The 23,456-nt window shown below is 41.9% G+C and carries 24 protein-coding genes and 1 riboswitch; of the genes, 12 read left to right on the top strand and 12 right to left on the bottom strand.

Features of this window, described 5'->3' with window-relative positions:
• The 3 genes from AB5N96_RS07435 (at position 1) to AB5N96_RS07425 (ending at position 3,446) form a co-directional block, all read left to right on the top strand.
• A complete protein-coding gene (locus tag AB5N96_RS07435) occupies positions 1-1,011 on the top strand; it encodes a FecCD family ABC transporter permease (RefSeq protein WP_499705120.1) in 1,011 nt (336 codons plus the stop codon).
• Positions 1,008-2,018 (top strand): FecCD family ABC transporter permease, encoded by a 1,011-nt coding sequence (locus AB5N96_RS07430; protein ID WP_204589530.1) that lies wholly within the window; start codon positions 1,008-1,010, stop codon positions 2,016-2,018. The genes AB5N96_RS07435 and AB5N96_RS07430 overlap by 4 nt, the downstream gene beginning before the upstream one ends.
• A 180-nt stretch (positions 2,019-2,198) precedes the next feature.
• Complete coding sequence (locus tag AB5N96_RS07425) at positions 2,199-3,446, top strand: NupC/NupG family nucleoside CNT transporter (protein ID WP_204589581.1); 1,248 nt, start codon at positions 2,199-2,201, stop codon at positions 3,444-3,446.
• Positions 3,447-3,687: 241 nt separating this feature from the next.
• Here AB5N96_RS07425 and AB5N96_RS07420 read toward each other — a convergent pair whose 3' ends face one another.
• From AB5N96_RS07420 to AB5N96_RS07410, 3 genes are read right to left on the bottom strand one after another with little or no spacing between them, the layout of a single operon-like run.
• The gene (locus AB5N96_RS07420; RefSeq protein WP_499705119.1) at positions 3,688-4,608 is read right to left on the bottom strand and encodes a glycine betaine ABC transporter substrate-binding protein; all 921 of its coding nucleotides are present in this window, start codon (positions 4,606-4,608) and stop codon (positions 3,688-3,690) included.
• A gap of 16 nt (positions 4,609-4,624) precedes the next feature.
• Positions 4,625-5,272, bottom strand: a complete 648-nt coding sequence (locus AB5N96_RS07415; protein WP_204589532.1) for an ABC transporter permease — start codon at positions 5,270-5,272, stop codon at positions 4,625-4,627.
• Positions 5,269-6,237, bottom strand: a complete 969-nt coding sequence (locus AB5N96_RS07410) for an ABC transporter ATP-binding protein (RefSeq protein WP_204589533.1) — start codon at positions 6,235-6,237, stop codon at positions 5,269-5,271. The genes AB5N96_RS07415 and AB5N96_RS07410 overlap by 4 nt, the downstream gene beginning before the upstream one ends.
• A gap of 88 nt (positions 6,238-6,325) precedes the next feature.
• On the opposite strand from AB5N96_RS07410, the gene AB5N96_RS07405 reads away from it, so the two are divergent.
• Both AB5N96_RS07405 and AB5N96_RS07400 read left to right on the top strand, forming a co-directional pair.
• Positions 6,326-6,883: a hypothetical protein gene (locus AB5N96_RS07405; RefSeq protein WP_204589534.1), complete on the top strand. Its 558-nt coding sequence runs from the start codon at positions 6,326-6,328 to the stop codon at positions 6,881-6,883.
• Positions 6,884-6,909: 26 nt separating this feature from the next.
• The gene (locus tag AB5N96_RS07400; RefSeq protein WP_499705118.1) at positions 6,910-7,809 is read left to right on the top strand and encodes an acetamidase/formamidase family protein; all 900 of its coding nucleotides are present in this window, start codon (positions 6,910-6,912) and stop codon (positions 7,807-7,809) included.
• Positions 7,810-8,123: 314 nt separating this feature from the next.
• On the opposite strand, the gene AB5N96_RS07395 is transcribed toward AB5N96_RS07400, so the two are convergent.
• Entirely contained in the window at positions 8,124-9,098 is a 975-nt protein-coding gene (locus AB5N96_RS07395; protein WP_499705117.1) for a class I SAM-dependent methyltransferase, read from the bottom strand.
• 75 nt (positions 9,099-9,173) lie between these two features.
• The gene (pepF, locus tag AB5N96_RS07390; RefSeq protein ID WP_499705116.1) at positions 9,174-10,982 is read right to left on the bottom strand and encodes an oligoendopeptidase F; all 1,809 of its coding nucleotides are present in this window, start codon (positions 10,980-10,982) and stop codon (positions 9,174-9,176) included.
• Positions 10,983-11,118: 136 nt separating this feature from the next.
• Between pepF and AB5N96_RS07385 the strand changes: the two genes are divergently transcribed.
• Entirely contained in the window at positions 11,119-12,600 is a 1,482-nt protein-coding gene (locus AB5N96_RS07385; protein ID WP_499705115.1) for a phytoene desaturase family protein, read from the top strand.
• A 142-nt stretch (positions 12,601-12,742) separates the two neighbouring features.
• On the opposite strand, the gene AB5N96_RS07380 is transcribed toward AB5N96_RS07385, so the two are convergent.
• Both AB5N96_RS07380 and AB5N96_RS07375 read right to left on the bottom strand, forming a co-directional pair.
• The gene (locus AB5N96_RS07380; RefSeq protein ID WP_499705114.1) at positions 12,743-13,606 is read right to left on the bottom strand and encodes an amidase; all 864 of its coding nucleotides are present in this window, start codon (positions 13,604-13,606) and stop codon (positions 12,743-12,745) included.
• 47 nt (positions 13,607-13,653) lie between these two features.
• Positions 13,654-13,742, bottom strand: a riboswitch (cyclic di-GMP riboswitch).
• A 163-nt stretch (positions 13,743-13,905) separates the two neighbouring features.
• The gene (locus tag AB5N96_RS07375) at positions 13,906-14,100 is read right to left on the bottom strand and encodes a hypothetical protein (protein ID WP_204589540.1); all 195 of its coding nucleotides are present in this window, start codon (positions 14,098-14,100) and stop codon (positions 13,906-13,908) included.
• Between the two features lie 216 nt (positions 14,101-14,316).
• On the opposite strand from AB5N96_RS07375, the gene AB5N96_RS07370 reads away from it, so the two are divergent.
• Positions 14,317-15,507 carry a CynX/NimT family MFS transporter gene (locus tag AB5N96_RS07370; protein ID WP_239584819.1) on the top strand — a complete coding sequence of 397 codons (1,191 nt, stop codon included), beginning with the start codon at positions 14,317-14,319 and terminating at the stop codon, positions 15,505-15,507.
• Positions 15,508-15,564: 57 nt separating this feature from the next.
• Here AB5N96_RS07370 and AB5N96_RS07365 read toward each other — a convergent pair whose 3' ends face one another.
• Together AB5N96_RS07365 and AB5N96_RS07360 are read right to left on the bottom strand one after the other, a co-directional pair.
• On the bottom strand, positions 15,565-17,172 hold the full coding sequence (locus AB5N96_RS07365) for an AarF/UbiB family protein (RefSeq protein WP_204589542.1): 1,608 nt from the start codon (positions 17,170-17,172) through the stop codon (positions 15,565-15,567).
• Between the two features lie 112 nt (positions 17,173-17,284).
• On the bottom strand, positions 17,285-19,009 hold the full coding sequence (locus AB5N96_RS07360) for a mechanosensitive ion channel (protein ID WP_499705113.1): 1,725 nt from the start codon (positions 19,007-19,009) through the stop codon (positions 17,285-17,287).
• A 197-nt stretch (positions 19,010-19,206) separates the two neighbouring features.
• Here AB5N96_RS07360 and AB5N96_RS07355 point away from each other — a divergent pair, with 197 nt between their 5' ends.
• On the top strand, positions 19,207-19,512 hold the full coding sequence (locus AB5N96_RS07355) for a DUF3243 domain-containing protein (protein WP_392454763.1): 306 nt from the start codon (positions 19,207-19,209) through the stop codon (positions 19,510-19,512).
• A 13-nt stretch (positions 19,513-19,525) separates the two neighbouring features.
• Positions 19,526-19,759 carry a YczO family protein gene (locus AB5N96_RS07350; RefSeq protein WP_392454762.1) on the top strand — a complete coding sequence of 78 codons (234 nt, stop codon included), beginning with the start codon at positions 19,526-19,528 and terminating at the stop codon, positions 19,757-19,759.
• Between the two features lie 45 nt (positions 19,760-19,804).
• On the opposite strand, the gene AB5N96_RS07345 is transcribed toward AB5N96_RS07350, so the two are convergent.
• Positions 19,805-20,629 (bottom strand): STAS domain-containing protein, encoded by an 825-nt coding sequence (locus tag AB5N96_RS07345; protein WP_392454761.1) that lies wholly within the window; start codon positions 20,627-20,629, stop codon positions 19,805-19,807.
• Positions 20,630-20,643: 14 nt separating this feature from the next.
• A complete protein-coding gene (gene ytxJ / locus AB5N96_RS07340; protein ID WP_204589546.1) occupies positions 20,644-20,979 on the bottom strand; it encodes a bacillithiol system redox-active protein YtxJ in 336 nt (111 codons plus the stop codon).
• A gap of 97 nt (positions 20,980-21,076) precedes the next feature.
• On the opposite strand from ytxJ, the gene AB5N96_RS07335 reads away from it, so the two are divergent.
• Positions 21,077-21,541 (top strand): YusW family protein, encoded by a 465-nt coding sequence (locus tag AB5N96_RS07335; RefSeq protein WP_204589547.1) that lies wholly within the window; start codon positions 21,077-21,079, stop codon positions 21,539-21,541.
• Positions 21,542-21,723: 182 nt separating this feature from the next.
• On the opposite strand, the gene AB5N96_RS07330 is transcribed toward AB5N96_RS07335, so the two are convergent.
• Complete coding sequence (locus AB5N96_RS07330) at positions 21,724-21,921, bottom strand: hypothetical protein (protein WP_392454759.1); 198 nt, start codon at positions 21,919-21,921, stop codon at positions 21,724-21,726.
• 183 nt (positions 21,922-22,104) lie between these two features.
• Between AB5N96_RS07330 and AB5N96_RS07325 the strand changes: the two genes are divergently transcribed.
• Both AB5N96_RS07325 and AB5N96_RS07320 read left to right on the top strand, forming a co-directional pair.
• On the top strand, positions 22,105-22,959 hold the full coding sequence (locus AB5N96_RS07325) for a YflT domain-containing protein (RefSeq protein ID WP_499705112.1): 855 nt from the start codon (positions 22,105-22,107) through the stop codon (positions 22,957-22,959).
• Between the two features lie 116 nt (positions 22,960-23,075).
• Positions 23,076-23,444: a rhodanese-like domain-containing protein gene (locus tag AB5N96_RS07320; RefSeq protein WP_499705111.1), complete on the top strand. Its 369-nt coding sequence runs from the start codon at positions 23,076-23,078 to the stop codon at positions 23,442-23,444.
• Positions 23,445-23,456: the final 12 nt, after the last annotated feature.

Genomic DNA, 23,456 nt, shown 5'->3' with positions numbered 1-23,456 from the left:
ATGTGGAAGTGGAAGCTACAAAACTACCCGTTTCGTTATAAACTGTCAATCAGTATTGTCGTTCTGATTGCTGCATTTGTACTCGCCATCGTGGTAGGTGCAGCGAACACTTCATTCAAAGACGTCTTAGCGGCTTTTGGTATCGGTGAATTGACCAGTGCTGCTGTGATCCTTCAAGAAATTCGTATTCCACGTGAAGTAGCCGCTGCCCTCGTTGGCGCGGCTCTTGGCGTTTCCGGGGCAATTATTCAAGGGATGACACGTAATCCGCTCGCTGATCCAGGCCTATTAGGTCTCACAGCGGGAGCTAATGCGGCACTTGCTGTAGGACTAGCGCTGTTTCCATCATTGCCTTATATCGGAGTAATGATTGCTTGTTTCATAGGAGCCGCTGTTGGAGCTGCTCTCGTCTTTGGATTGAGTTCGTTTCACCCAGAAGGATTTTCGACAATTCGCATTGTACTTGCAGGTGCTGCGATTTCCGCTTTCCTTTATGCGATTGCTGAAGGGGTCGGAATCTATTTCAAACTTTCACAACAGGTTTCGATGTGGACAGCAGGAGGCATGATTGGTACAACATGGACACAAGTAGGCATCATGGTGCCGTTCGTGGTAGTAGGAGGGCTTGTGTCTATCCTGTACTCACGTCATTTGACAATTCTAAGTCTAAGTGAGGAAGTGGCAGTAGGTCTTGGGCAAAAGACGCTGCGTGTGAAAATCATCATGTTTTTACTTGTTGTGATGTTAACAGGTTCAGCTGTAGCGCTTGTGGGGAATTTAGCGTTCTTTGGTTTGATGGTGCCACACTTAGTACGCCCAATTGTAGGTACAGATTATCGGTTTGTGTTGCCGATGTCATTGGTCGTCGGAGCTCTCTTCATGCTTTTTGCAGACACGGTTGCCCGAACCATCAATGCACCCTATGAAACACCTGTTGCATCGGTCGTAGCTATTTTAGGCTTGCCTTTCTTCCTGTTCTTAGTTCGTAAAGGAGGAGGTGCTTTCCGATGATTGATGCAAAGGCTAGAAAACGACAAAAGTATTACCTTGGTGGATTTGCCTTAGCTATTCTCACGACAATCTTTGTAAGTTTAGGTCTTGGTGATGCGGCAGTATCGTATGACCGAATCGGTGCCATCTTGTCAGGGAATGGTTCCTTTAAAGAAGAGTTTGTGTTCTTTGATATTCGCTTGCCACGTATTTTAGTCACACTCCTTGCGGGAATGGCATTGGCATTATCAGGTGCATTATTGCAGGGAATCACGCGAAATGACTTGGCGGACCCAGGAATTATCGGGATCAACTCTGGAGCTGGGGTTGCCGTAGCTATATACTTCTTATTTTTCCCGCTTGAAGTGGGCGTATTTGTTTACGCATTGCCCGTCATCGCATTTTTAGGAGCCTTTTTAACAGCTGCTGCGATTTACTTCTTTTCATACGACCGTATACTCGGCGTTCAACCCGTGCGTCTCGTGTTAGTAGGTGTTGGATTCTCGATGGCGCTGTCGGGTTTAATGGTGTTATTGATATCTTCAGCAGACCGGGAAAAAGTTGATTTTATTGCCCGCTGGTTGGCAGGAGATATATGGGGAACAGATTGGCCATTCGTTGTATCGCTTCTTCCATGGATGATTGTGCTCATACCGATTGCTCTTATAAAAGCCTACAGGTTAAATATTTTAGGTTTAGGTGAACAAGTGGCGATAGGGCTTGGACTGCCAATTGAACGTGAACGTATGACCTTGAGTGTCATTGCCGTTGCTCTTGCTGCGTCAGCGGTCTCGGTGACTGGTGGAATCTCATTCGTAGGACTGATGGCTCCTCATATTGCTCGTCAACTTGTAGGTCCACGGCATCAATTATTTTTGCCGATTAGTCTATTAATCGGAGGTCTATTTTTATTAGTCGCTGATACTATTGGACGCACAGTACTCGATAGCGGGAATATCCCAGCAGGTGTAATCGTTGCACTCATTGGTGCACCGTACTTTGTGTACTTATTAATGGCAAAAAGATAGGGAACATGTGAAAATAAGACAATAGATAGAATTCGGCGAGTGAGAGAGCTTTTCATTTACTTTTCGTGAAAAGTTTGATAAGATGCCGATAGTTGTCTGTCGTCAGACATCTTCAAGGGGTGACTCATGTAAGAAAGCGTTTTCCTTTCTTACACACTAAACGAAAAGAAGGTGCACATGTTGAATATTCTCTGGGGTCTTGCAGGTATTGTTGTCGTCCTTGGAATTGCATTTTTACTGTCTTCAGCAAAGAAATCCATTAAACCACGTACAATTTTAGGTGGTTTAGCGATTCAAATTCTCTTTGCATTCATCGTATTAGAATGGGAATTTGGTCGTAAAGCGTTATTAGGTTTAACGAATGCTGTTCAAAATATGATTAGCTACGCAAATGAAGGGATTGCCTTTGTATTTGGTCCTCTTGGAGATCCAGTAGACGGCGTAGGTTTCGTCTTTGCTTTCCAAGTTCTTGTGATCATTATTTTCTTCTCTTCTTTAATCTCTGTTCTTTACTACCTTGGCGTCATGCAAATCATCATTAAATTTATTGGTGGCGCATTATCTAAACTATTAGGTACTAGTAAAGCGGAATCGGTTTCTGCAGCAGCGAACATTTTCGTTGGGCAGACAGAAGCACCGCTTGTCGTTCGACCATTCTTATCGAAAATGACGAAATCTGAGTTGTTTGCGGTAATGACTGGAGGACTTGCATCCGTTGCAGGTTCTGTACTTGTCGGGTATGCATTACTTGGTGTTCCTTTAGAATACCTTCTAGCAGCGAGTTTCATGGCTGCACCAGCAGGTCTGATCATGGCCAAAATGATGATTCCTGAAACAGAAGAAGTTGACGATACAAACTTTGAAATGGAAAAAGACACAAATTCAGTTAACGTCATTGACGCTGCGGCAAACGGAGCAAGTGATGGACTTCGTTTAGCTCTTAATGTTGGGGCAATGTTGATTGCGTTCATCGCATTGATTGCATTGATCAATGGTTTGTTAGGTGGCGCAACAGGCGGTATGAACTGGCTATTAAACTTTGTGAATTTGGATTTCCAACTTCCAGTTCTTACACTTGAAAAAATCTTAGGTTGGATTTTTGCTCCACTTGCGTTTGTTATCGGTGTTCCGTGGGCTGAGGCTGTACAAGCGGGTTCATTCATTGGGCAAAAGCTAGTTCTAAATGAATTCGTAGCCTATTCTGCATTCGCACCAGAAATTCCAAACTTGTCTCCTAAGACAGTTCTTGTAGTCAGCTTTGCACTTTGTGGATTTGCAAACTTGAGCTCGATGGCAATCTTACTCGGTGGTCTTGGAGAACTTGCACCAAACCGTCGTCCGGATATCGCTCGTCTAGGAATTCGCGCAGTAGCAGCAGGTACGCTTGCTTCACTACTAAGCGCTTCTGTGGCAGGAATGTTCTTCTAAGGTTTAGATGTGGAGAACGCAGCTCGGTTCTATTCGAAGTCGAAACAAAATAAGAACGCCGCTTGGGGTTTGTGCCCTGAGCGGCTATTTTTGTACCCTGCGGGAGTAGGTTTGTTCCCCGAGCGAGCATTTCTGTGCCATCGAAACTCATTTCTGTGCCCTCAGTCATGTTATGGAAACTAATTTTAAATCTGAAGCGGCAACTCGATTCCATTCGAAGTCGAAATTTTCTTTATCAAACTTATTCTTCTATTAAACCTTTTTCAATCAAGAAGTCACGTGCTACATCTTCTGCGCGATCGCCATCAATATCTACGCGAGCATTCATAGCAATCATTTCCTCTTCAGAAATGCTACCTGCTAACGCATTCATCAACTCTTCAAGATCAGGGAATTGTTCAAGTGTTTCCATACGAACAAGTGGAGCTGCATCGTATTTCGGGAAGAAGCCTATATCATCTTCCGTCATTTGAAGGTTAAAACGCTCGATACGGCCATCTGTTGTGAAGGCAGGAATGACATCCACGTCGCCATTACGCAATGCTTCATACATAATGTTGGCATCTAAACTTTCAGTGCCTGAGAATTCAAAACCATATGTCGACGTTAAATCATCATAGCCGTCACCTTGACGCTCATAGAACGAGTGCGGTGCTCCAAATACTAAATCTTGTGATTTGGACAATTCAGCTAAATCGCTATACGTCATCGCCGAAATGCCGCTGTCCTCTGTGTAAGCCAGTGTATATGTGTTTTCGAAGCCGAGTGGTTCTAACCATGTTACATTGAACTCTTCTTCATAGCCTTCTTTTACACGATTGAAAACATCTTCTGCGCTTTCTCCAACCTCAGAATCAAGTCCTAATACATCCTTTAAACCTGTTCCTGTATACTCGACATAAATATCGATATCTCCATTATCAATTGCTGGTGTTAGGATCGATACTTCCCCAAGTCCTTCTTGATATTTAATATCATAATCAGAATTGGCTTCTAAGTATTGACCAATAATTTGAGGTAAGATGAACTGCTCTGTCCAAGGTTTGCCTCCGACAACGATTTCATTATCGCCGTCTCCACCTGATGAATCGCCACCACATCCCGCTAATACTAGTGCAGCCGTGCTGGTTACTGCAACCATTCCTTTTTTCCATGTCTTCATTTTTATTTCCTCCTCGTTATCGTTTCATCCCTTTTGGTGTACTGCGTTTTTCTACCCACTTCAATGTGAAGTCAAAAAATAATGCTATAAATGCAACAGGAAGAGCTCCTGCAAGTACCAATGAATTGTTATACGATTGAAGTCCTCGGTAGATTACATCTCCAAGTCCACCGGCTCCAACAAACGTACCTAGTGTCGCAATCCCGACCGTTAACACTGTGGCTGTCCGAATTCCCGCCATAATGAAAGGAAGGGCAAGTGGTAATTGAATCCGCCAAAGGATGTCTCCTTTTGTCATTCCCATCCCGGTTCCGGCTTCAATGATTGAAGAATCAATGCCGGTAATACCAGTGTAAGTGTTCCGAACGATTGGTAAGAGGGCGTAAATCGTTAAAGCGATTAAAGCCGTGTTGGAACCAATGCCGATTAGAGGTACTAAAAATCCGAAAAGCGCTAGACTCGGAATCGTCTGGAAAACTGCCGTTACGCCAATGATAGGTTCAGCCAAACGTTGATAGCGGGCAACTAAAATCCCGAGCGGTAAAGCAATCAGTAATCCTATAAACAAAGCAACAAATGATAAATACATGTGTTGTACAAATGAATCCCATATTAAATCACTTCGCGAATCGATGGTCTGCCAAAACTCTGTGAGTGTATTCATGCGCCCACCTCCTGATTTGTAGCAGACTGTAGAAGTGCAAAGTGGTCGATAAATCCAACAAGTTCATTTCCGTTGGCTACCATAAGATGACTCACCTGATGTTTTTCAAATTGAGAAATAGCTTCTCGAACTGTCGCCTTATTGCTAATACGGAAAGAACGAATCGATGGATCAAGTTCTTTCTGATAAGTTAACTCTAAAGCATGGAGTGGTACGTCCAACCAAGAACGATTTTTTTGCAAACGTTCTAGACCAATGAACTGCGTTACGAATTCATTCGCAGGGGCTTGAATAATTTCATCCGGTGATCCCATTTGCTCGATTTTCCCATTTCGCATCAAGATGATATGGTCGGCCACTTTCAATGCTTCATCCATATCATGGGTCACAAACACGATGGTTTTTTGGATTTTCTTCTGAAGAGAAATCAACTCATCTTGCAGCTGTTCGCGACTGATCGGGTCAAGTGCACTAAAAGGTTCATCCATTAAAAGAATAGAAGGGTCAGCCGCCAATGCGCGTACAAAACCAATTCGTTGTTGTTGTCCACCTGAAAGCTCAAGCGGATAGCGTTTTAAATATGTATCTGGGTTCAAGCCAACAAGATTCATTAGCTCTCGAACACGTTCCTGTGCTTTCTCTTTTGGCCATTTTTTTAGTTGAGGGACTAAACTCGCATTTTTCTCAATCGTCATGTGGGGGAAGAGGCCAATCCGCTGAATGACATATCCGATATCGCGTCTAAGTTCAACCTCAGGTATACTAGAGATAGGTTTATTATGTATAGATATGGTTCCTGATGAGGGTTTTTCCAATTGATTAATGCATTTCATCAGCGTAGTTTTCCCGCATCCACTTGGCCCGATAATGACAGTTAAGCTACCTTCGGGGATTGTCACAGTAATCGTGTCTAATGCCTTTGTCCCATCCGGGAACGTTTTTGTGACATCTTTTAATTCAATCATAGTGTTGTCTCCTTTCATTTTTTGAACAGGAAATAGTACTTTTATACCCTACTAACTTTTATTCTAAACGGGAAAACAGGAGGATTTTATGAAAAATTATAGTGCTCGACATGTCTTTATGGCGATTGCCATTAGTATGCTACTTTTTTCTCCTATTATTTGGTTGATTGCGCCAGTGGTCGTTACAGAAACTGCTTATTATGTGCGTAATGGATTGTTTACCTATGTGTATCCATCAAGTTATCTACTATATGGAGTTGCCGTTGGATTACTAGTAGCCGCGCCACTACTCTTGTGGATTTTAGATGTGAAGAAGTGGACGGTGCTGACGTCAATTCTACTACTCAGCGCATCACTTTATTGTTTTTATGGAGCTGCATTAGGGTATTTTCAAGTCACAGAGGAAGAAATTGTGTACCGGGCCCCTTTCCAACAAGAGCTTCAAGTATATGGGTGGCAGGATGTTGAAGAAGTCATCTACCATGTTCGTCCGCCCGAATCAGAAGATCCATCTTGGTACACATTCCGCTTCAACGATGGAGCATCAACAGAGGTCAATGAAACGCGTTTTGTGACGCAAGCACAAGGGAAACTAAATTCTCTCATTCGTAGCCAAGATATTCCGCTCACGTATGATGAGTTATAAAAGACAACTTGGAGGCGATTCGATTCATGAAAGTGATTGCAAAGACGGAAGGGAAAATTTATTCGTTTTCTAAAAATCATACTCCGATTTATACGGCACAAGATGGAGAGAGCTTGACGATTGAAACATTTGATTGCTTTACAGATCAAATCAAATCGGAGAAACAGCCTCTTGCAGAACTGGACTGGGATCAAATCAATCCCGCAACAGGTCCCATTTATGTAGAAGGTGCTCAGCCTGGAGATGCTTTAAAGGTTACTATCTTGGCCATTGAAACAGATGTGAAGGGTGTCATGATGGTAGGGCCTGGTCTAGGTGCGCTTGGTGAACAGGTAGAAGAAATGAAAGCAAAAGTGATGCATGTGCGGTATGGGCGTGTATTGTTCAATCAGTTGAGCTTGCCGGTGCGAAAAATGATTGGTGTCATTGGGGTCGCACCAGCAGGGGAAGATGTAAACTGTGGGACACCTGGAGCACATGGTGGGAACATGGATAACAAGATGGTCACTGAGGGAGCAACACTCTATTTTCCAGTCCATACACCGGGTGCTTTATTTGCTTTAGGAGATTTGCATGCAGCGATGGGGGACGGAGAAGTTTCTGTATCGGGTGTGGAAGTCGCCGGATCTGTAACAGTAAAGTTTGAAGTTATAAAAGGTATGACAATCGAACAACCGATTTTAGAAAATGGGCGCTACTTCACGCAAATCGCTTCAGCTGAGACACTGGATGAAGCGGCAAAGCTGGCGACTGACTTATTGGTGAATCGTTTAGTTGCGTATTCAAACTTGTCATTTGAGGATGCTTTGATGTTGATGAGTGCGGTTGGGAATGTGGAAGTGTGCCAAATGGTCGATCCGTTGATGACGGTCCGTGCTGTGTTCCCAAAATCGATTTTAGATCAACTTGAGACAAAACTTTTATAAGTGTGGTCACTAAAAAACAGAAGCAGCATGCCTCTCAAGTAGAAGAGGCATGCTGCTTTTTAGTAGTGCTATTTAACAATTCAATTCTACTTCCAACGATTGCTTTCAAGACCAAATTAAAAATGAAAAGGACAGGGGCCGCTCAATTCGAGCGGCCCCTGCGCGATTCTTCTTAGTTTGTTCTTACGCAATCATTTCCAGTAGAATTTGAATGATTAAAGTGCTTCTCCTTAGGCTCACGCCGCGCCCTCGGAAAGCAGCCCCGCAACGGAACTCAACATAATAAGTGATGAAAACGTTCTCCTCATCTATGACTATTTGATTACGATCGAGTACCATCCGCCTTCTTTCACAATCGGCTTCAAGCTCGTGACTTTGCGACCAATAGCAGCAGCTAAAACTTCTACATCTTCAGCAGTTGGCAGACGATGCAGATTTTTATGGACGGATAAGAAATTATTAAACGCTGCCGAAAACTCCTGGCCATGATCGGATAAATAAAGTGGAGTAATCAAAGAGATGCCGCCATCTTTGTCTAGAAGACCTTCAATATTTTTCATCAATTCCATACGCTCTACTGGAGAGAAATAGTGAAGGAGATTGTGCATCATGATGCAACTAAACGTTTTGCCTTCATTGTCCCATTCACGAAGGTCTTGCTGTTCGATACGTACGTTTGTCAGGCTTTGTGTGTTCTTTTTAGCATCTTCTACAACTGCTTTATTTAAATCGATGCCTACAAACTCTTTATGTGGAAATTCTTCTGCGAGACGTCGGATGTATCCTGCATTTCCACAGCCGATATCTAAAATGGTTTCGCAACCAATTTCAGAAACAACTTTTTTTACAGCACGGTAACTGATTTGTTCAATGAAGGAAGATGTGGTTGCCACAGCTGTGCCGTGCTCATCTCCATCAAACGTGCGGCGAGGTGTCTCTCCTTTTAGCACAGGTGCATAATCCATTAACGAAGGAATATGTAACTCCATCATTTCAACGAGTAAGTCACCGATTGCTACTTCACTTGATTTTGTGAAATAATTCTTCATTTGCGTGCTTGGATAGATCTTGTCGCCTTTTTTCTTCAAGTGACCAAGAATCAAGCCCGTTTGCACCCAGTTTTCTAGAAGTTCACGGTCTTTGACTTGTGCACCGACAGCACCATTCTGCTGGAGTTCATCAAAGAAATTTAGACGGTACCCCAAATAAGCATGCCAAGTTGGCAAAAATCCTTCATTTTGTTTCATCCATTTACGTGCTTCCCAAACGCGTTTCCATTGTCTAACCATACCGTCCACTCCTCACTTTATTAGAAAACGACCTAGAGCCTAGGTCGTTTCAGAAAGACAGAAGCAGACAGCAGTTTAGCTCTGTGCTTCTATCTCATTTGTTAGATTTTCAAGTTCATCAATCAATTCACCAATATACGCTATTGTGTCGCGAAGAGGTTGCTCTGTTGTGATGTCCACACCAGCCATTTTCGCAAGTTCAGCAGGTTTTTTCGTACCGCCCGCTTGAAGAACTTTCAACCATTCTTCAACAGCTGGTTGGCCTTCATCTAAGATGCGTTTGGAAACTTGAGTCGAGATTGTGAGACCTGCACTATATGTGTATGGATAAAGTCCCATGTAATAGTGTGGCTGGCGCATCCAAGTCAGTTCTGCGCCTTCTGTCACTTCGACAGCATCACCCCAGAATTGCTCAAGTGTTTCACGTTTCAGTTTATTTAATGTGCCTGCATTTACGTTGTTCCCTGAATCGACTAGTTCATAAACCTTTCTCTGGTAATCTGCTTCTAATAAATGTGTGACAAAATTGTGATAGTATGTGCGCGCTACAATCGACGAGATCACCCAGCGCTTAAATTTCGGATCATTCGAAGTGCTCAATAGGTGATTAGCCATTAACATCTCATTCATTGTCGATGGAGCTTCGATGAAGTAAAGAGACGGACGTGAGTTGAATACGTTCTGATGCTTGTGCGCGTTGTAGAAATGACCTGCGTGGCCTAATTCATGTGCTAAAACGAATACTTCATTCATTTTGCTAGACCATGAGATCAAGATGTATGGGTGGAAACCATAAGGGCTTGAGCAGAATGCGCCAGTTGATTTTCCTTTATTGTTAGCAAAGTCTGTCCAGCGCTCATCGAATGAACGGTTGACCATATCGATATAATCTTCGCCCATAATTCCAAGTGCGTCTTGCATGTACTTGCGCGATTCTTCAATCGTCACCTCTGGCTCGTAGCTAGGATCTAGTGAGATTTTCAAGTCTGCAAAAGTCATTTTATCTAAACCATGCGCACGCTGAAGTAATTTGGCGTACTTGCGCATATGCGGAGCTAATTCATTCATGATCAAGTCAATTTGACGGTCGTACAATGTGCGATCTACTTCTTGGTTGAACAGCAAGTAATCAAATACACTGTCATAGCCGCGAAGGTCTGAAATCGTTTTTTCACGTTGGATGTGCATGTCATACGTCTTTGCAGTCGTGTGCTGGTATTGACGCAGCTTTTCCGAGAAAGCAGCAAATGCTGTACGACGAACCTCTGAATCGTTTTCTGTTTCTAACTCATTTTCAAATGCAACATAGCTCAAGCCATGTGTTTTACCGCTTGCTTCAAAATCTGGGAAGTTCATGTCGACCATTTTAGTTGTGTTGTACAACTCATAAGGCGCATCGAATGCTGTAGAAAGAGCAGCTAATGTCTTCTCTACTTCTGGATGCAATTGATACGGCTTTGCACGAAGGAGTTCTTCTAAATAATTGCTGTATTCTGCAGATTGATTTTTCGCTTCCGTTAATACGTCTTCAGATAGCGCTAAAAGCTCGCTTTCTAAGAATGCCATTTGGCTTCCTAATTGTGCAGATACAGAACCAAATTTACTCGCGCGCATCTGTGCTTCTTCATTTGTTTGGTCTACACTCATTGCTAAACTTGCATATGTACCGATTGGAATCAATTGCTTGTAGATGGCTTCATAAGCAGCTACAGCTTTCAGCACATCCTCAGCAGTTGAAATGTTGCCATGGTAGGTTGTTTCAAAAGATGTGACACTTTCTTTTAATTCTTTAATAGCAGCTTCATAGTCAGTTTCTGATGCAAACAGGTGGGTTAAATCCCACGTTTCTTGTGTTGGTACTTCTGTACGGTTTGGTAAACTCATAATTTCTCTCCTAACTATTACGGTTTTCGAATCAATTACAAGTATACCGACTAATCAGAAAAATAGAAAGTGTCAGGCAGGGAAATTGCGTTCTTCTTCTACTTTTTTTACTGTAGAACTAAAAGGGGGCGGGGTTATGAAAAAGGTGATAGTCGTTGGGTCAGGGATTGGAGGATTGACTGCCGGTGCATTACTGGCAAAAGACGGTGCGCAGGTCACTGTTTTAGAAGCGATGACTGAGCTGTCTGGGTGTGCCGGGAAATACAGACGTCACCCCTATACATTCGCTACTGGTGCAACACTTGGTATGGCATTAGAACCTGGCGGCATTCACGAACGGATTTTTCGGTATTTGAACGTGGAAGTGGAAGCACAACAGCTAGACCACGTTATGGATCTTCATCATCCGCACCGAACAATTTCTTTTTCAAAGGACCGGCAAAAGCATGTAAAGGAGATGCAACGCGCCTTTCCTGGAAATGAGGAGAAAATTGAAGGTTTCTACCAAGAAGTTTTCGATTTAGCGAACCGGATTCGAACATTGATGAAGCCTCTGCCTGTGATGCCACCTGACCAACTTCAAGATGTGACGGCAGTAGCAAAAGTTCTTCGCCCCACCCATTTGAAGCTAGTACCTATTTTACTCCAACCACTTGAGTCTATCCTAAGAAAGCACGGGCTACACGACCTTGAGGAGTTTCGGCATATACTAGATGGGATTCTAATCGATAGTATGCAGACGACTTCTCGGCATGCCTCTGCACTGTTTTCATGCATTGCACTCGATATTTATCATGAAGGCGCCTATTATGTGAATGGAGGCCTGTATCGCTTTGGGGAAGTGCTAGCGGAAGTGATTATGTCTCATGGTGGCCGAGTGAAAAAGCCACGTACTGTTACAAAACTCACACGAGACGGATCGGGATGGACAGTAGAGGACCATCGAGGAACCATCTACGAAGCGGATGCAGTTGTATTCAATGGAGATCCACGTTCTTTGGAAGGATTGCTCGAGCCGCATCAATGGGAACAACTACCGAAAAAAATAAAACTGATGCCTCAAAAGTCGACGTGGGGTACATACTCCCTTTATATTGCGATTGACTCTTCCAAACTAGAGAAGTCTTTTGCACCTTTCCAGCAAATCTCACATGGACCAAATGGAGAGATGGACGAAGGGTGGCACTTCTTTGTCTCTGTTTCAAAACCAGAAGACCGATTACGTGCGCCGGAAGGGTATCAGACGGTTACCATCTCTACCCATACAAACTTGGAATACTGGAAAACAAAAGAATCTTATGACGCATATAGAGAAATGATAAAGAAGCGGATTTTAGATGCTGTCGAACAGTATTACCCGGGATTTCAACTAGCCATCGATTTTATTGAAGATGGTGCCCCGCGTGGCTGGGAGAACTATACACTGCGCACAAATGGATACGTTGGAGGATTTGCACAAACGCCTTGGCATGCGTTATTTGGTGCAGCGTCCCATCGCTCAGGCTTACCTGGTCTCTATTTATGTGGAGATCATATCTTCCCAGGAGGGGGTACAATTGGCGTCACAACGAGTGGATTGCATGCGGCCCGTTCTATTGCCAAAAAACCATTTATTTAAAATGGTGTGATAAAGTGACTAACTTGATAGAGTGTGCAGGGGTGACTCCAGCGGGATAAAAAGCGGAAGCTGAGACCGAAGCTCAGCCCGCGGAAAGCTTCCCCCTGCACACTATACAAACTCTCTTTATTTTGACGGTTTTTTAAGGGCGCATATTCATCCAACTTCCAACGTGATGCACAGAAATTCCTGCAAATGAAGAATGGCCGCTAAACGTATTGTTTACATCTACTAAAGCATGCTCCATTGCCTGTTCGCCTTCTTCATGAAAACTAATGAAAGGATAGTCCTTAGACTCCATCGTTTCGACACCTACACGAACTTTCTTTCCATACGTATTCCCCCAAGCCATCTCTTTTGAAGAAATATCAATAATCGCTTGTGCTGTATCGCGATAAGACATTAAGGCAACACCATCTGTATTTTTGATTGTCCACTCTGCTAAGTTCCCTTTTCCGTAAGCTGGATTTTTATAAGTGATCTCATCAAACCAGAATGGAATGTCTGCTTCAAACTGTAATTTGTGTGTCTTTGAAAAGGTAGCAAGCTCTGTGATTACATTTTGAAAGCCTCGAACAGTTGCGGCACGTTTCGTTTCCCATTCAGGAAGTCCGTAAGGCTCGATATCTACGTGGATGCCATCAAACTTTGCTGTAGCTGGAGCAGTTGTTTGATAATTGGCTACCCAGTTTTTGAATTTGTTTTTTGCTTTAGCGCCAGTAGTGTTGCCCCAGTTTGGAGCCCCGTCTAAAGCAAACACTTTGATATTCGCTTTATGAGCACCTGTCAAGAATGCATGATAGTTTGTGCGTGGGATGTCTGAATCGATTTGCACAAAGACAGTTGAAACTTTCTTTTGTTGTAAGAACGCTAATGTGGACTCTGGCGAATCATAGAACATCCATGGGTTCCATAGCCAAGTTGCACGGTCTGGTGTTTGCGCCATTGCAGGACTACCTCCGATGAATAGCAAGAGAGTAAAGAATAGAACAACGATTTTTTTCATGATGATTCCCTCCTAGGATGATGTTTGACCAAGCATCCTAGTAGGATGTTGGCAACCTGACGACCTTACATACACTGTATGCTTAGGCTCATGGCTTTGCGTCCTTGCCTTTCGGACAAGTTTGCCGTTTACAACAACTTTTAGTGTCAGTATAAATCGAAAAAATAAAAAAGAAAGAGTGCGAATTTCTTATTTTTATAGTATGAAAAATTTGAAATCAAAGAACAGTAGGGACTTAGGGCACTTCATAGAAAAACCCTCTATCTAGTTAGATAGAGGGTAGGGATTTGGACCATGAATTACTCTGAATCTTCTTCATCCGTGTCATCCATATTATCTTCTGCGTCATTTACATCTTCTTCAATTTCTTGCTCTGTACCATCATCGATGTTGTCTTGATCGACGCCATCTCCACAAGCTGTTAGTAAACCTAAAGATAAGAATGCTGCTGCTCCAACTTTAAACCATTTTTGACCGGCTACTAATTTTTCCATTTGAATTCCTCCTAAATGTCGGTTTGTTTTACTTTCCTTACAGGTATTTCGTGCACTTGACTAATAAATACCCAGACACCTGTTTGAACAAACCTCTACTACTTAAAATAGGGCAAAACACATAGGAAATTAAGATAGAGGTCTGACATCATACAATGAAATGGTGTATACTAAATAAGGTTTGATACATTTACAATGATAGAAAGTAGGATATATATGACAAAACCAACGAAACAGCAGGGACTAGTGCTGTTTATACTCGGAATTATCTTTTTGTCACTGACTCTCCGTTCTCCTCTAACAGCAGTTGGACCGGTAACGGAATTTATTCAAAACGGCCTCATGATGTCAACGACATTAATAGGACTACTTACAACGATTCCATTATTGGCATTTGCAGTAGTTTCACCGTTTGCACCTAAAGTGGCCAAGCAAATTGGAACAGAAGCTACTTTATTATGGTCCATAGTGTTACTTGTTGGGGGAATTGCGCTCCGTTCGGGTGGCTCAATTACACTATTGATTTTCGGAACAGCTATTATTGGTGTTGCGATTGCGTTTGGTAACGTGTTATTACCATCCATTATTAAAGATCGTTTCCCACTGCATGTAGGTTTATTGACAGCCGTATTCTCTGTCGTCATGAACTTATCAGCAGCACTTGGAGCAGGAATTGCCTATCCAGTTGCAGCAGAAACATCATTCGGATGGCAAGGTTCATTAGGAGTCTGGGCAATTCTTGGAGTGCTGGCAATTGTTATTTGGTTACCTCAATTGAAACATCGTAAGACGGAACCGATTGATGCCACTTCAGAAATAGTAGATAATCCATCTATTTTGAAATCTCCTGTCACATGGAGCGTGACACTGATGATGGCGTTACAGTCTTTGATTTTCTATACGACAGCCGCTTGGTTACCGGCGATGTTGATTGAAAAGGGCATGAGCCCAGATTCTGCAGGGTATATGCTATCCTTTATGCAGTTTGCCCAGTTACCGATGACCTTCATCGCTCCGATTTTGGCAGCGAAAATGGTAAATCAACGTCCACTTGTCTGGTTCTTCAGTGTTCTTTACATCATTGGATTCACTGGCTTACTGCTTGATCCAAATGGAGCAATGACAATCCTTTGGATGATTTTAATTGGATTCGCTGGAGGTACATCTTTTGCTCTGACGATGATGATGTTCACGCTACGCACGAAGACAGCTATGGATGCAGCAGAATTATCGGGAATTGCTCAATCTATTGGATATCTTCTTGCAGCAGCAGGACCTGTATTGTTCGCATTCGTGAATGAAACAACAGGTAGCTGGTATGTGCCGACAATTCTATTCATTGTGACATGTGTATTGTTGCTAGTTGCAGCACTTCACGCAGCAGGAAATCGATACGTACGCAATTAACTAGATGCAAAGAAGCCTCGACAGTTCAGTCGGAGGCTTCTTTTTTATACATATCGCTCAACGTTTTTTGTAAAAGCTTCGTAAGAATACAATCCCGAAAATGGCTGATAGGGTAGAGAGCCAAACATGTTGAAAGAATATGCCTGTGAAAAAGGCAATTAATGAAATAGCTCCCATCAACGCATGGACAGCCCGATCTAAAAAGATATGTTGCACACGTACTTTTTCGATTGTTGTAGCTTCAACTAATTTGCGTAAGCGGGCAGGTTCATCCAAAAGTGAATACACCTTTTGTAAAGGAACAGCCCCTTTTTGAAGCCAGGATAAGACACGGTCTTGTTGATTCACATCTTCGTTTCCAAGTGCTTTATCTCGTGTCCAACTCAAGATGCGTGGTTTCCCAAGAGCCAATAAGTCCACACTCGGATCGAGTGCATGGAGAACACCAACAAACGTTGTAAGTGCTCGACCAAAGAATGCAAATTCTGCAGGTAATTGAACAGGCTGCGTGCGAACAATATGACGAATATCGGTCAGCAGTCTTTCGATAATATAACTGTCCATTTTAGCTAGCTCATTCGTTTCGTATGCATGAATCATGCGTCGAATCGTATCTGCCAAAAGTGGCCGATCTGCATTGGGTAACAAGAAATTCAACTCTTCAAGTGCATCCAATATCTCATCGTCATTTTCAAGCAAGATACCTTGAATAGCTTTCATAATGGAGCGCGTTTGATCAGGAGTAATCGCTCCGACCATTCCAAAATCTAAAAGAACAATCGTGCCATCTTGTTGAATCATCATGTTGCCAGCGTGTGGATCTGCATGAAATTCACCACTGCGCAGAATCTGTTCTAAGAACAAATTAAATAACCGTTTCGTCACTTCTGTAGGATCAATACCGTGTTTTTCCATATAAGAGACATTCGTGATTCGCGTTCCTTCAATCCATTCCATCACCAATACTCTACGTGTGGAATACTCTTCAAAATAGATGGGAAAACAGATGCCATCTAAATCACGAAACCGTTGTTGGAACGACCGACCATGACGCAACTCTTGCAGGAAATCTAATTCAGGAAGCAACGTACTTTCCATTTCTCTATAAAGTAGGTCAAAATCGATTTGCTTAGTGAATGTAGTAAATCGCTTGGCAAGCCAAATAACGACACGCATCGCCTGAAAGTCATACCGAATAATACGTTCGATGCCTGGGCGTTGAATCTTTACGGCAACATCACGGCCATCGAGAAGCGTAGCTTTATAAACTTCTCCGATGGAAGCAGATGCAATCGATTCTTTTGAGATGGATGTGACATATTGAGAGGTGGGCCCGTTCCATTCTTCTTCTAAAACTTTCATAGCAAGCTCGCGTTCCACAGGAGGGACACGGTCTGTCATCCCCTCTAATTCTTCAATAAAGGCTTGAGGCAAAACGTCTGCACGTGCAGATAGAAATTGTCCCACTTTTATCATGAGTCCGCCTAAATACAGGGCTGTTTCTTTGTATTCTATCGCTTGTTTTACAATGAGTCGTTCCCACTTCACTTGAACGGAAGGAGTAAATCGACCGCGATATTTTCTTTGGAAGAAGTAGACTTGCAGGAAAAATTTAATCGACATCCAAACTATTCGATACATCCGGTACCAGGCTACATTTTTCACTCGACATCGCTCCTTGTAGCTCTCATTATAGTGCGCCTGAAACCAAGAGTCCAAGAACTCACATAAAAAATCGGACAGGCCGCTGTGCGAACCTGCCCGAGGGGAAATAAAGTTATTCTTTACGGTCTTCGTCAGTACGGTGATCTTCCGGTGAATCGTGGTATGGGTGAAGATCATTTGTTTCAGGAAGATTAAATCCTGTATCTTGAGGGACGTCTTGTGCTAGTGTCTCGTCTCCATGAGCAGAAGTTCCGTGCATAAAGCGCTCTTCTTCTTGAGCAGCCTTTACATCGTCTTTCGCGTTTTGTTTCATTTCTTCTTTTTTCTGCTCGTAATTCTCTTTATCAACTTCTGCTTCATCAATTGATTTCTCCATACGATCTAGGTAACGAGATGCATGTTCGCGTCCACCCAGTCCGAAGGCTAAACCAAAAGCAAGTGCTACTCCACCCAAGATTAAGATGAAGGCAGATTGAATGATACCAGGTGCGAATCCTAATTGGCTAAGTGCCATGAAGAATGCAAATCCTAAGATAGCATACTTAGCTACTAGGCGTAAGAAGTGAGGAGATCCTGATGCATCCTTCATCAAACTTCCTACTAATTTTTCAGCTAAGTTTGCTAACCAGAAACCTACAGCTAAGATAACTAATGCAGCAATTACCATTGGAAGGTAAGCGAAGACTGCACTTCCAAGTGAAACCATGAACTCTAAGTTAACGAGTTGCAGTGCTTCCATAACGAATAACAAGACGATTACTACTTGGACAATAGTTCCGATAATAGACGCTATATCAAAGTTCTTTGCATTTGTAGAGTTTAAACCCATCTTTTTAGCTAAGTTGTTGATACCAAACCCATTCAATAAGTTGATTACAAAATCTTTCACAAATTTTGCTACATAGATACCAACAATGACTAAGATGATAGCTACGATAATTTGTGGAATCATCGACATAATGTCATTGAGCATGGCAATCGCAGGACCAGAAATTCCTTCTAAATCAAGAATTTCCAGAGCGGTAATTGTGATTGGAATCAAAATCAAAATGAAAGCCACTAAACCAGCAATTTTTGAAAGGCTCGTATTAGAGGTAGAGGTATCATTTTTTAAATTCAGTTTATCTGTAAAACGATCGATTCCAACCGAGTGTAGGAATTTCTCTACCAAATTACGAACAAGTTTTGCAAGGAAGAATCCAATTGCAAAGACAATTGCAGCAGATACTAATTTAGGGATGAAATTGATAAAGCTTGAAAGCATATCTTCGAATGGACCACTTAATCCATCAATTCCAAGTGCATTCAGTACGGCTGGTAAGAATAATAGGAAGATCAAGTAATAAGCGATATTTGCTACTGTATCTGTCCATTTTGTTGTCTGCTCACCAGTAGTCGTTATCCCTGCTTTTTCACCAAAGCGGTTGAAGTCTACTTTGTTGCCAAGCATTTGAATGCCTTTCTTTACAAGAGTGGCAAGTACCCAAGCGACTAGTAAAATCAAACCAGCTTTTAGAATGTTTAAGAATGCGCTTGTTAAAGTATCGTACATACTAGCAAACGGAGCAGCAAAAGTATGTAGGTTCATGATGTTAAAGAATAGAACGAAAGCTAACAATAATAGAATAAAGAAAACTACTTTACTGATCACTTTCTCCACAGACCATTTTGATTTTGTGTTACCTAATCGTTCATTAAGGTTCAACTTACGCAAACCTTTATAAACGAGCTTCTCCACGAACTTTGCAATGAAAAATCCAATTAATAAAACAAGAAGTGCTAATAAAAGATCAGGTAAAAATGAAAGCATGTCACGTACATAAAACTCATTAAACAATAAAATCTCCTCCTCTTTAGTAAAATAAGTTGAAACTGTGCCAATCTAGTAAACTATACCCATTAACATTGGATATAAACCCCCTAGACCAATCGAATCAAATTTTTGGAAAAATGTTTAGAAGAGTGTTTGGTTGGAAAAACTGAGGATGTACCTGAAAGCATAGAACAAATATTACAAAAGGGAGTTGGACACTAATGGACAACATTCAAAACAAAGTACAAAACGAAATGGAAAACGTATCACCTGAAAAAAAGGAGCAGATCTTACAAGACTTTGATAGATTCAAATCTTATTTAGGAGATAAAGTAGCTCTTGGAGAAAAAATGGGTCTAGGAGAAGAACAATTAGCGAAGACAGCAGAAGTAGTCGCGGGATATCTGGCTAAAAAAGAAGAACCACGCAACGCAGAAGAGAATTTATTACAAGAATTATGGCGTTCTGGAGATAAAGAGCAACAGCATGCACTTGCTCATATGCTTGTGAACATGGTACGTAAATAAGGAGGAGTTTTTTATGAGACACGATCCTAAAAAAGACCAAACACAAGAGAAACAAGATATAAAAGGGCGTATCATGGATAATCCGGAGGTAATGAAAACGGATCAAGAAAGTATTTATGATATGCATGATGATATGAAGACTGTGGATACAATTCCAGTCGAAGAATTGAATCAAAAGGTAAAAGATGAGGACAAACCTCGTCACACGAAAGATTCGTCTTCGAGTGAAGAACGTTATCCTGATTAATACAGAAAAGACTGCCGGCGATAGAATGCCGGCAGTCTTTCTTTATTATCGTGTTTTTTCGATTGCTGCTAGTGCTTGAAGTACAGAACCATACGTGTGGAAATCAGAGAAGTCGATATTCCCTTGTACGATGGCCATTGTAATATTCGGACGCATGCCTGTGAAATATAAATGTATTCCAAGTAGCTGTAATACATTGTGCAGAGTAAAAATGTGTTGTGCAATTTCAGAATCAATGGTCAAAATCCCTGAAAAATCGATAATCAAGTGATCAACTTCCATCTTTGGGATCTTTGGAACGACATGATTCAACACATAAGTCATACGGTCGTAATCAATCATTCCAATTAGAGGGAGTATAGCGACACCATCTTGAACCGGGACAACAGGTGCAGAAAGTTCATTGATTTGATTTTGGCGCTCCCGTAACTTGGCTGCTTGATGTTTTTCAAACGATTGAATCGATTGGACCATCGCAACATCTAATAGATAATTGAAACGGTTCATGATTCGAACAATCTGAGCAGGACCTACTTCTAAATCTAGTGCTACTTGTGCAATATGTTTAGAGTATACTAATCGGTTTTGAGCAAAGGGTTCTATGGATTGAGAAAATTCGTCCATGTTTTGTGAATTTGTTTCACCTTGTTTCTCCGCCCAGTCTAGTAATTCAGCAGCAGCTTCTTCATCTGTTGCTGGGAAAGAACGAGCCATCATTCGAAGAAATTCGATATTTTGCTGCCGTGCAATTTGCAATTGCTCTTCCGACAATTCAAACGTAATATGTTTCAATGCATCTTCTACAATCTTATCGATTAATTGTTCAGCATTTTCTTGCAGATACTGACTTACGCGGACAATTTGATCCATGGGAGGGCCTCCTGTTAAATTAAGAAATCAATGGCAGAAGCCATCGTTTCTTCTGTGATGTCGTAATGAGACTGATCCCATTTTGCTAAGCGATGCATAACTAAAATAGCTTGTGGTGATTGATGTGTAACATTTAAATCGTCTGCAATCTCTAAAGAAATCGGACGATTTTCAATCACTTTTACAAAATAGATAGGAAGGTCTGTTTGAAAATTGGTGACTTGGCGGTGTGCAAATGCAGAAATTGGACAAGTCGTACTGTGCTTAAATAAGAAAAAAGGTTGTGTTTCGGATAATTCTAGTAGTTCTTTCCACTGCTCGCGAGATGTAATTTCAAGTAGATTGGTCAACGTCTTCATCCTTTCTGTCAAGTGTCTTTTTTCAGTTTAACACAAATCGTTTAGGGGAAAGATAATTTTAAATGGATTTATGAAAGGAAGAGTGGAAATGAAAAAAACGGCGAAATGGACAGGTGTATCATTACTTCTAACGACAGGAATTTTAGCTGGGTGTAATGAAACACAAGATAATACTGTAGAATCTCAACCTGCAGAATCTTCTCCTGTAGAAAATAGTGATCTTGTTACGACGGATGGATATGGTTTCTCAAGTTTTGATCTTTCCATCGACACGGCGGATGAAAACGATGCCATTGATGTTGACTTTGAATCAGGTAGGTCAGGTGCAGAACTTGAATATGTGAATAAGTTAGAAGATATTAATTTGGGTGGAGATGAAGCGGTAACGGCTCTTGATCCTATATTCTCTACTTTTGAATTATCTGCTGATCTGGCAAAAGAAGATGTGATTGCCCAGGTAACGGAAGCATTTGGTGTAACCGATTATCAGGAGTTTGAATTGGAAGTGGAATTTGAAGATGGTACTGAAGTGAAGTGGGAAGATCGCAAATAAAAAAAGCCCTCAGGGCTTTTTTTATTTGCCGAACAATCCGTCTAACACACCTTTTCCAGGTTGGAATCGAGTTTCAAACGCCAGAAACACACTCCGGAATCCATCGCACCCGCAAAGGCTGAAGTACGCCTTCACGGGCACGCTGGATTTCCTCGGAGTTTCTAGAGTGGCGTTTTACACATCTAAAGTCCTTGATGTCTCATAGACTCAGGCGTTTCTTGACCTGTAGTGTTCGCATTATTTTTCTGTCCACGCATTGGAGTGTTCGTAAACGTTTCAAATTGTTTCGCTAACTTATCACGTGATTCCTTGTTTCGCATAAGATAAGCAGCTCCGAGACCAAGTGCAGCAAGTAGCGCTTTATTATTTTTCCCTGCCATTTCTATCACTCCTTCATAACTAGTTGTAGTTCTAGTATGTATTATCCCCTTCTTTCGCCAGACTAAACATCACAAGTTGATGACAAAAATGACATTTCGAGTCAACAGGTTTAGGTGTTCTATAAGTAAGGAATAGCTAGTTAACAACAAAAAAATTACCAATTTGAAGGAGGAACTTATTAAATGGAAAACAAACGACACGTAGAAGTAGCTTGGACACAGGAAGAAATGAACCAGAAAATCGAATCATTGCGAGCGCAAGGATACAATGAGTCAGATATTCACGTTGTAGCGAAAGACCCTGACCGCTTTCATCTGCATGCAACGGATACACAAATCGATACACATGAAGCAGGATCTTTTTGGGATCGATTTAAATCTTTCTTCACTGGTGAGGACGCAACTTCTGAAAGTCTGCATCGCTTGAATTTAGAAGATCATGAACGAGAGAGCTACGCTAATGATTTATCAAATGGTGGAGCGATTCTTTATGTTGAAGGTGAGGTACGGTCAGATGACTACGCAACATTTGGTGAGACAGGGAATTCGTATGAATCTTATCACGGAGAAACAAATGCTACAGGTACGGTTGGAACGGAGTTTGTGAACAAACGCTTTACTGATAATGAACCCGCTCTAGGCGAACATACGCCTGAAGAGAATCGCGAGTTATTTAAAGGCGAACCTACAGGATACGACGAAGACCATGTTGTGCAGGATGATGCATTTGAAGTGAAACCTCAAATGACAAATGCGGAGACGGTGGAATCTGACCACCACGATACTACTCGTTTTGAATCATCTACGTCAGAACCTGTAGCTTACGATGAATCAAAATCCTATGGTGCAGAATCACCTGGAACTGACCCGAACTTAGGACCTGCTGCTTTTGGTGAACTAAACCCAGCTTTAGAAGATGAGGGACGTGAGCCTTCAGCGATTGAAGATAGTTTATCGAACCACGAGCATGAAGAGCGTGTAGAGGAAATTGAAAACCGTCGTTCTGAGAATAACATGCAGGATCGAAGTAATTATTAATTTAAGATGTGGAGCCGACTGTTCAGAAATGAAATTCAAAAACTCGCCTAAGTGGCGAGTTTTTTTAATAGACATCCCCATACCTTATAGGGTATTTTTAGTATGAGGTGAATGAATTGAAAAAGTTAGCAATTTTAATTGGTGTGGTATCACTACTTTTAGCTGCCTGTTCTAGTGAAGGAGCAGTATACGAAACTATAGATATCAGTGAAGTCACAGAGTACCAAGAGCAAGGAGCACTCGTTATTGACGTGCGCGAAACGAACGAATATGATGCTGGCCACATTCCAGGAGCTATGAACAAACCGCTCTCTGAAATAAGCGCTGGAAATCTTGAGGGATTAGATCCGAATCAAGAGTACGTGGTCGTTTGTCAATCTGGTAATCGTTCCCAACAAGCAAGTGACCTGCTAGCAGAAGATGGTTACGAAGTAATAAACGTAAAGCAAGGCATGTCAAGTTGGACGGGCACAGTTGATAACTGATTCTTGCATGCC

Source organism: Chryseomicrobium imtechense, from assembly GCF_041475995.1.
Lineage (GTDB): Bacteria > Bacillota > Bacilli > Bacillales_A > Planococcaceae > Chryseomicrobium > Chryseomicrobium aureum.
Note: the sequence above shows the minus strand (reverse complement) of the source record. Positions and strands in the feature narration are given on the sequence as shown.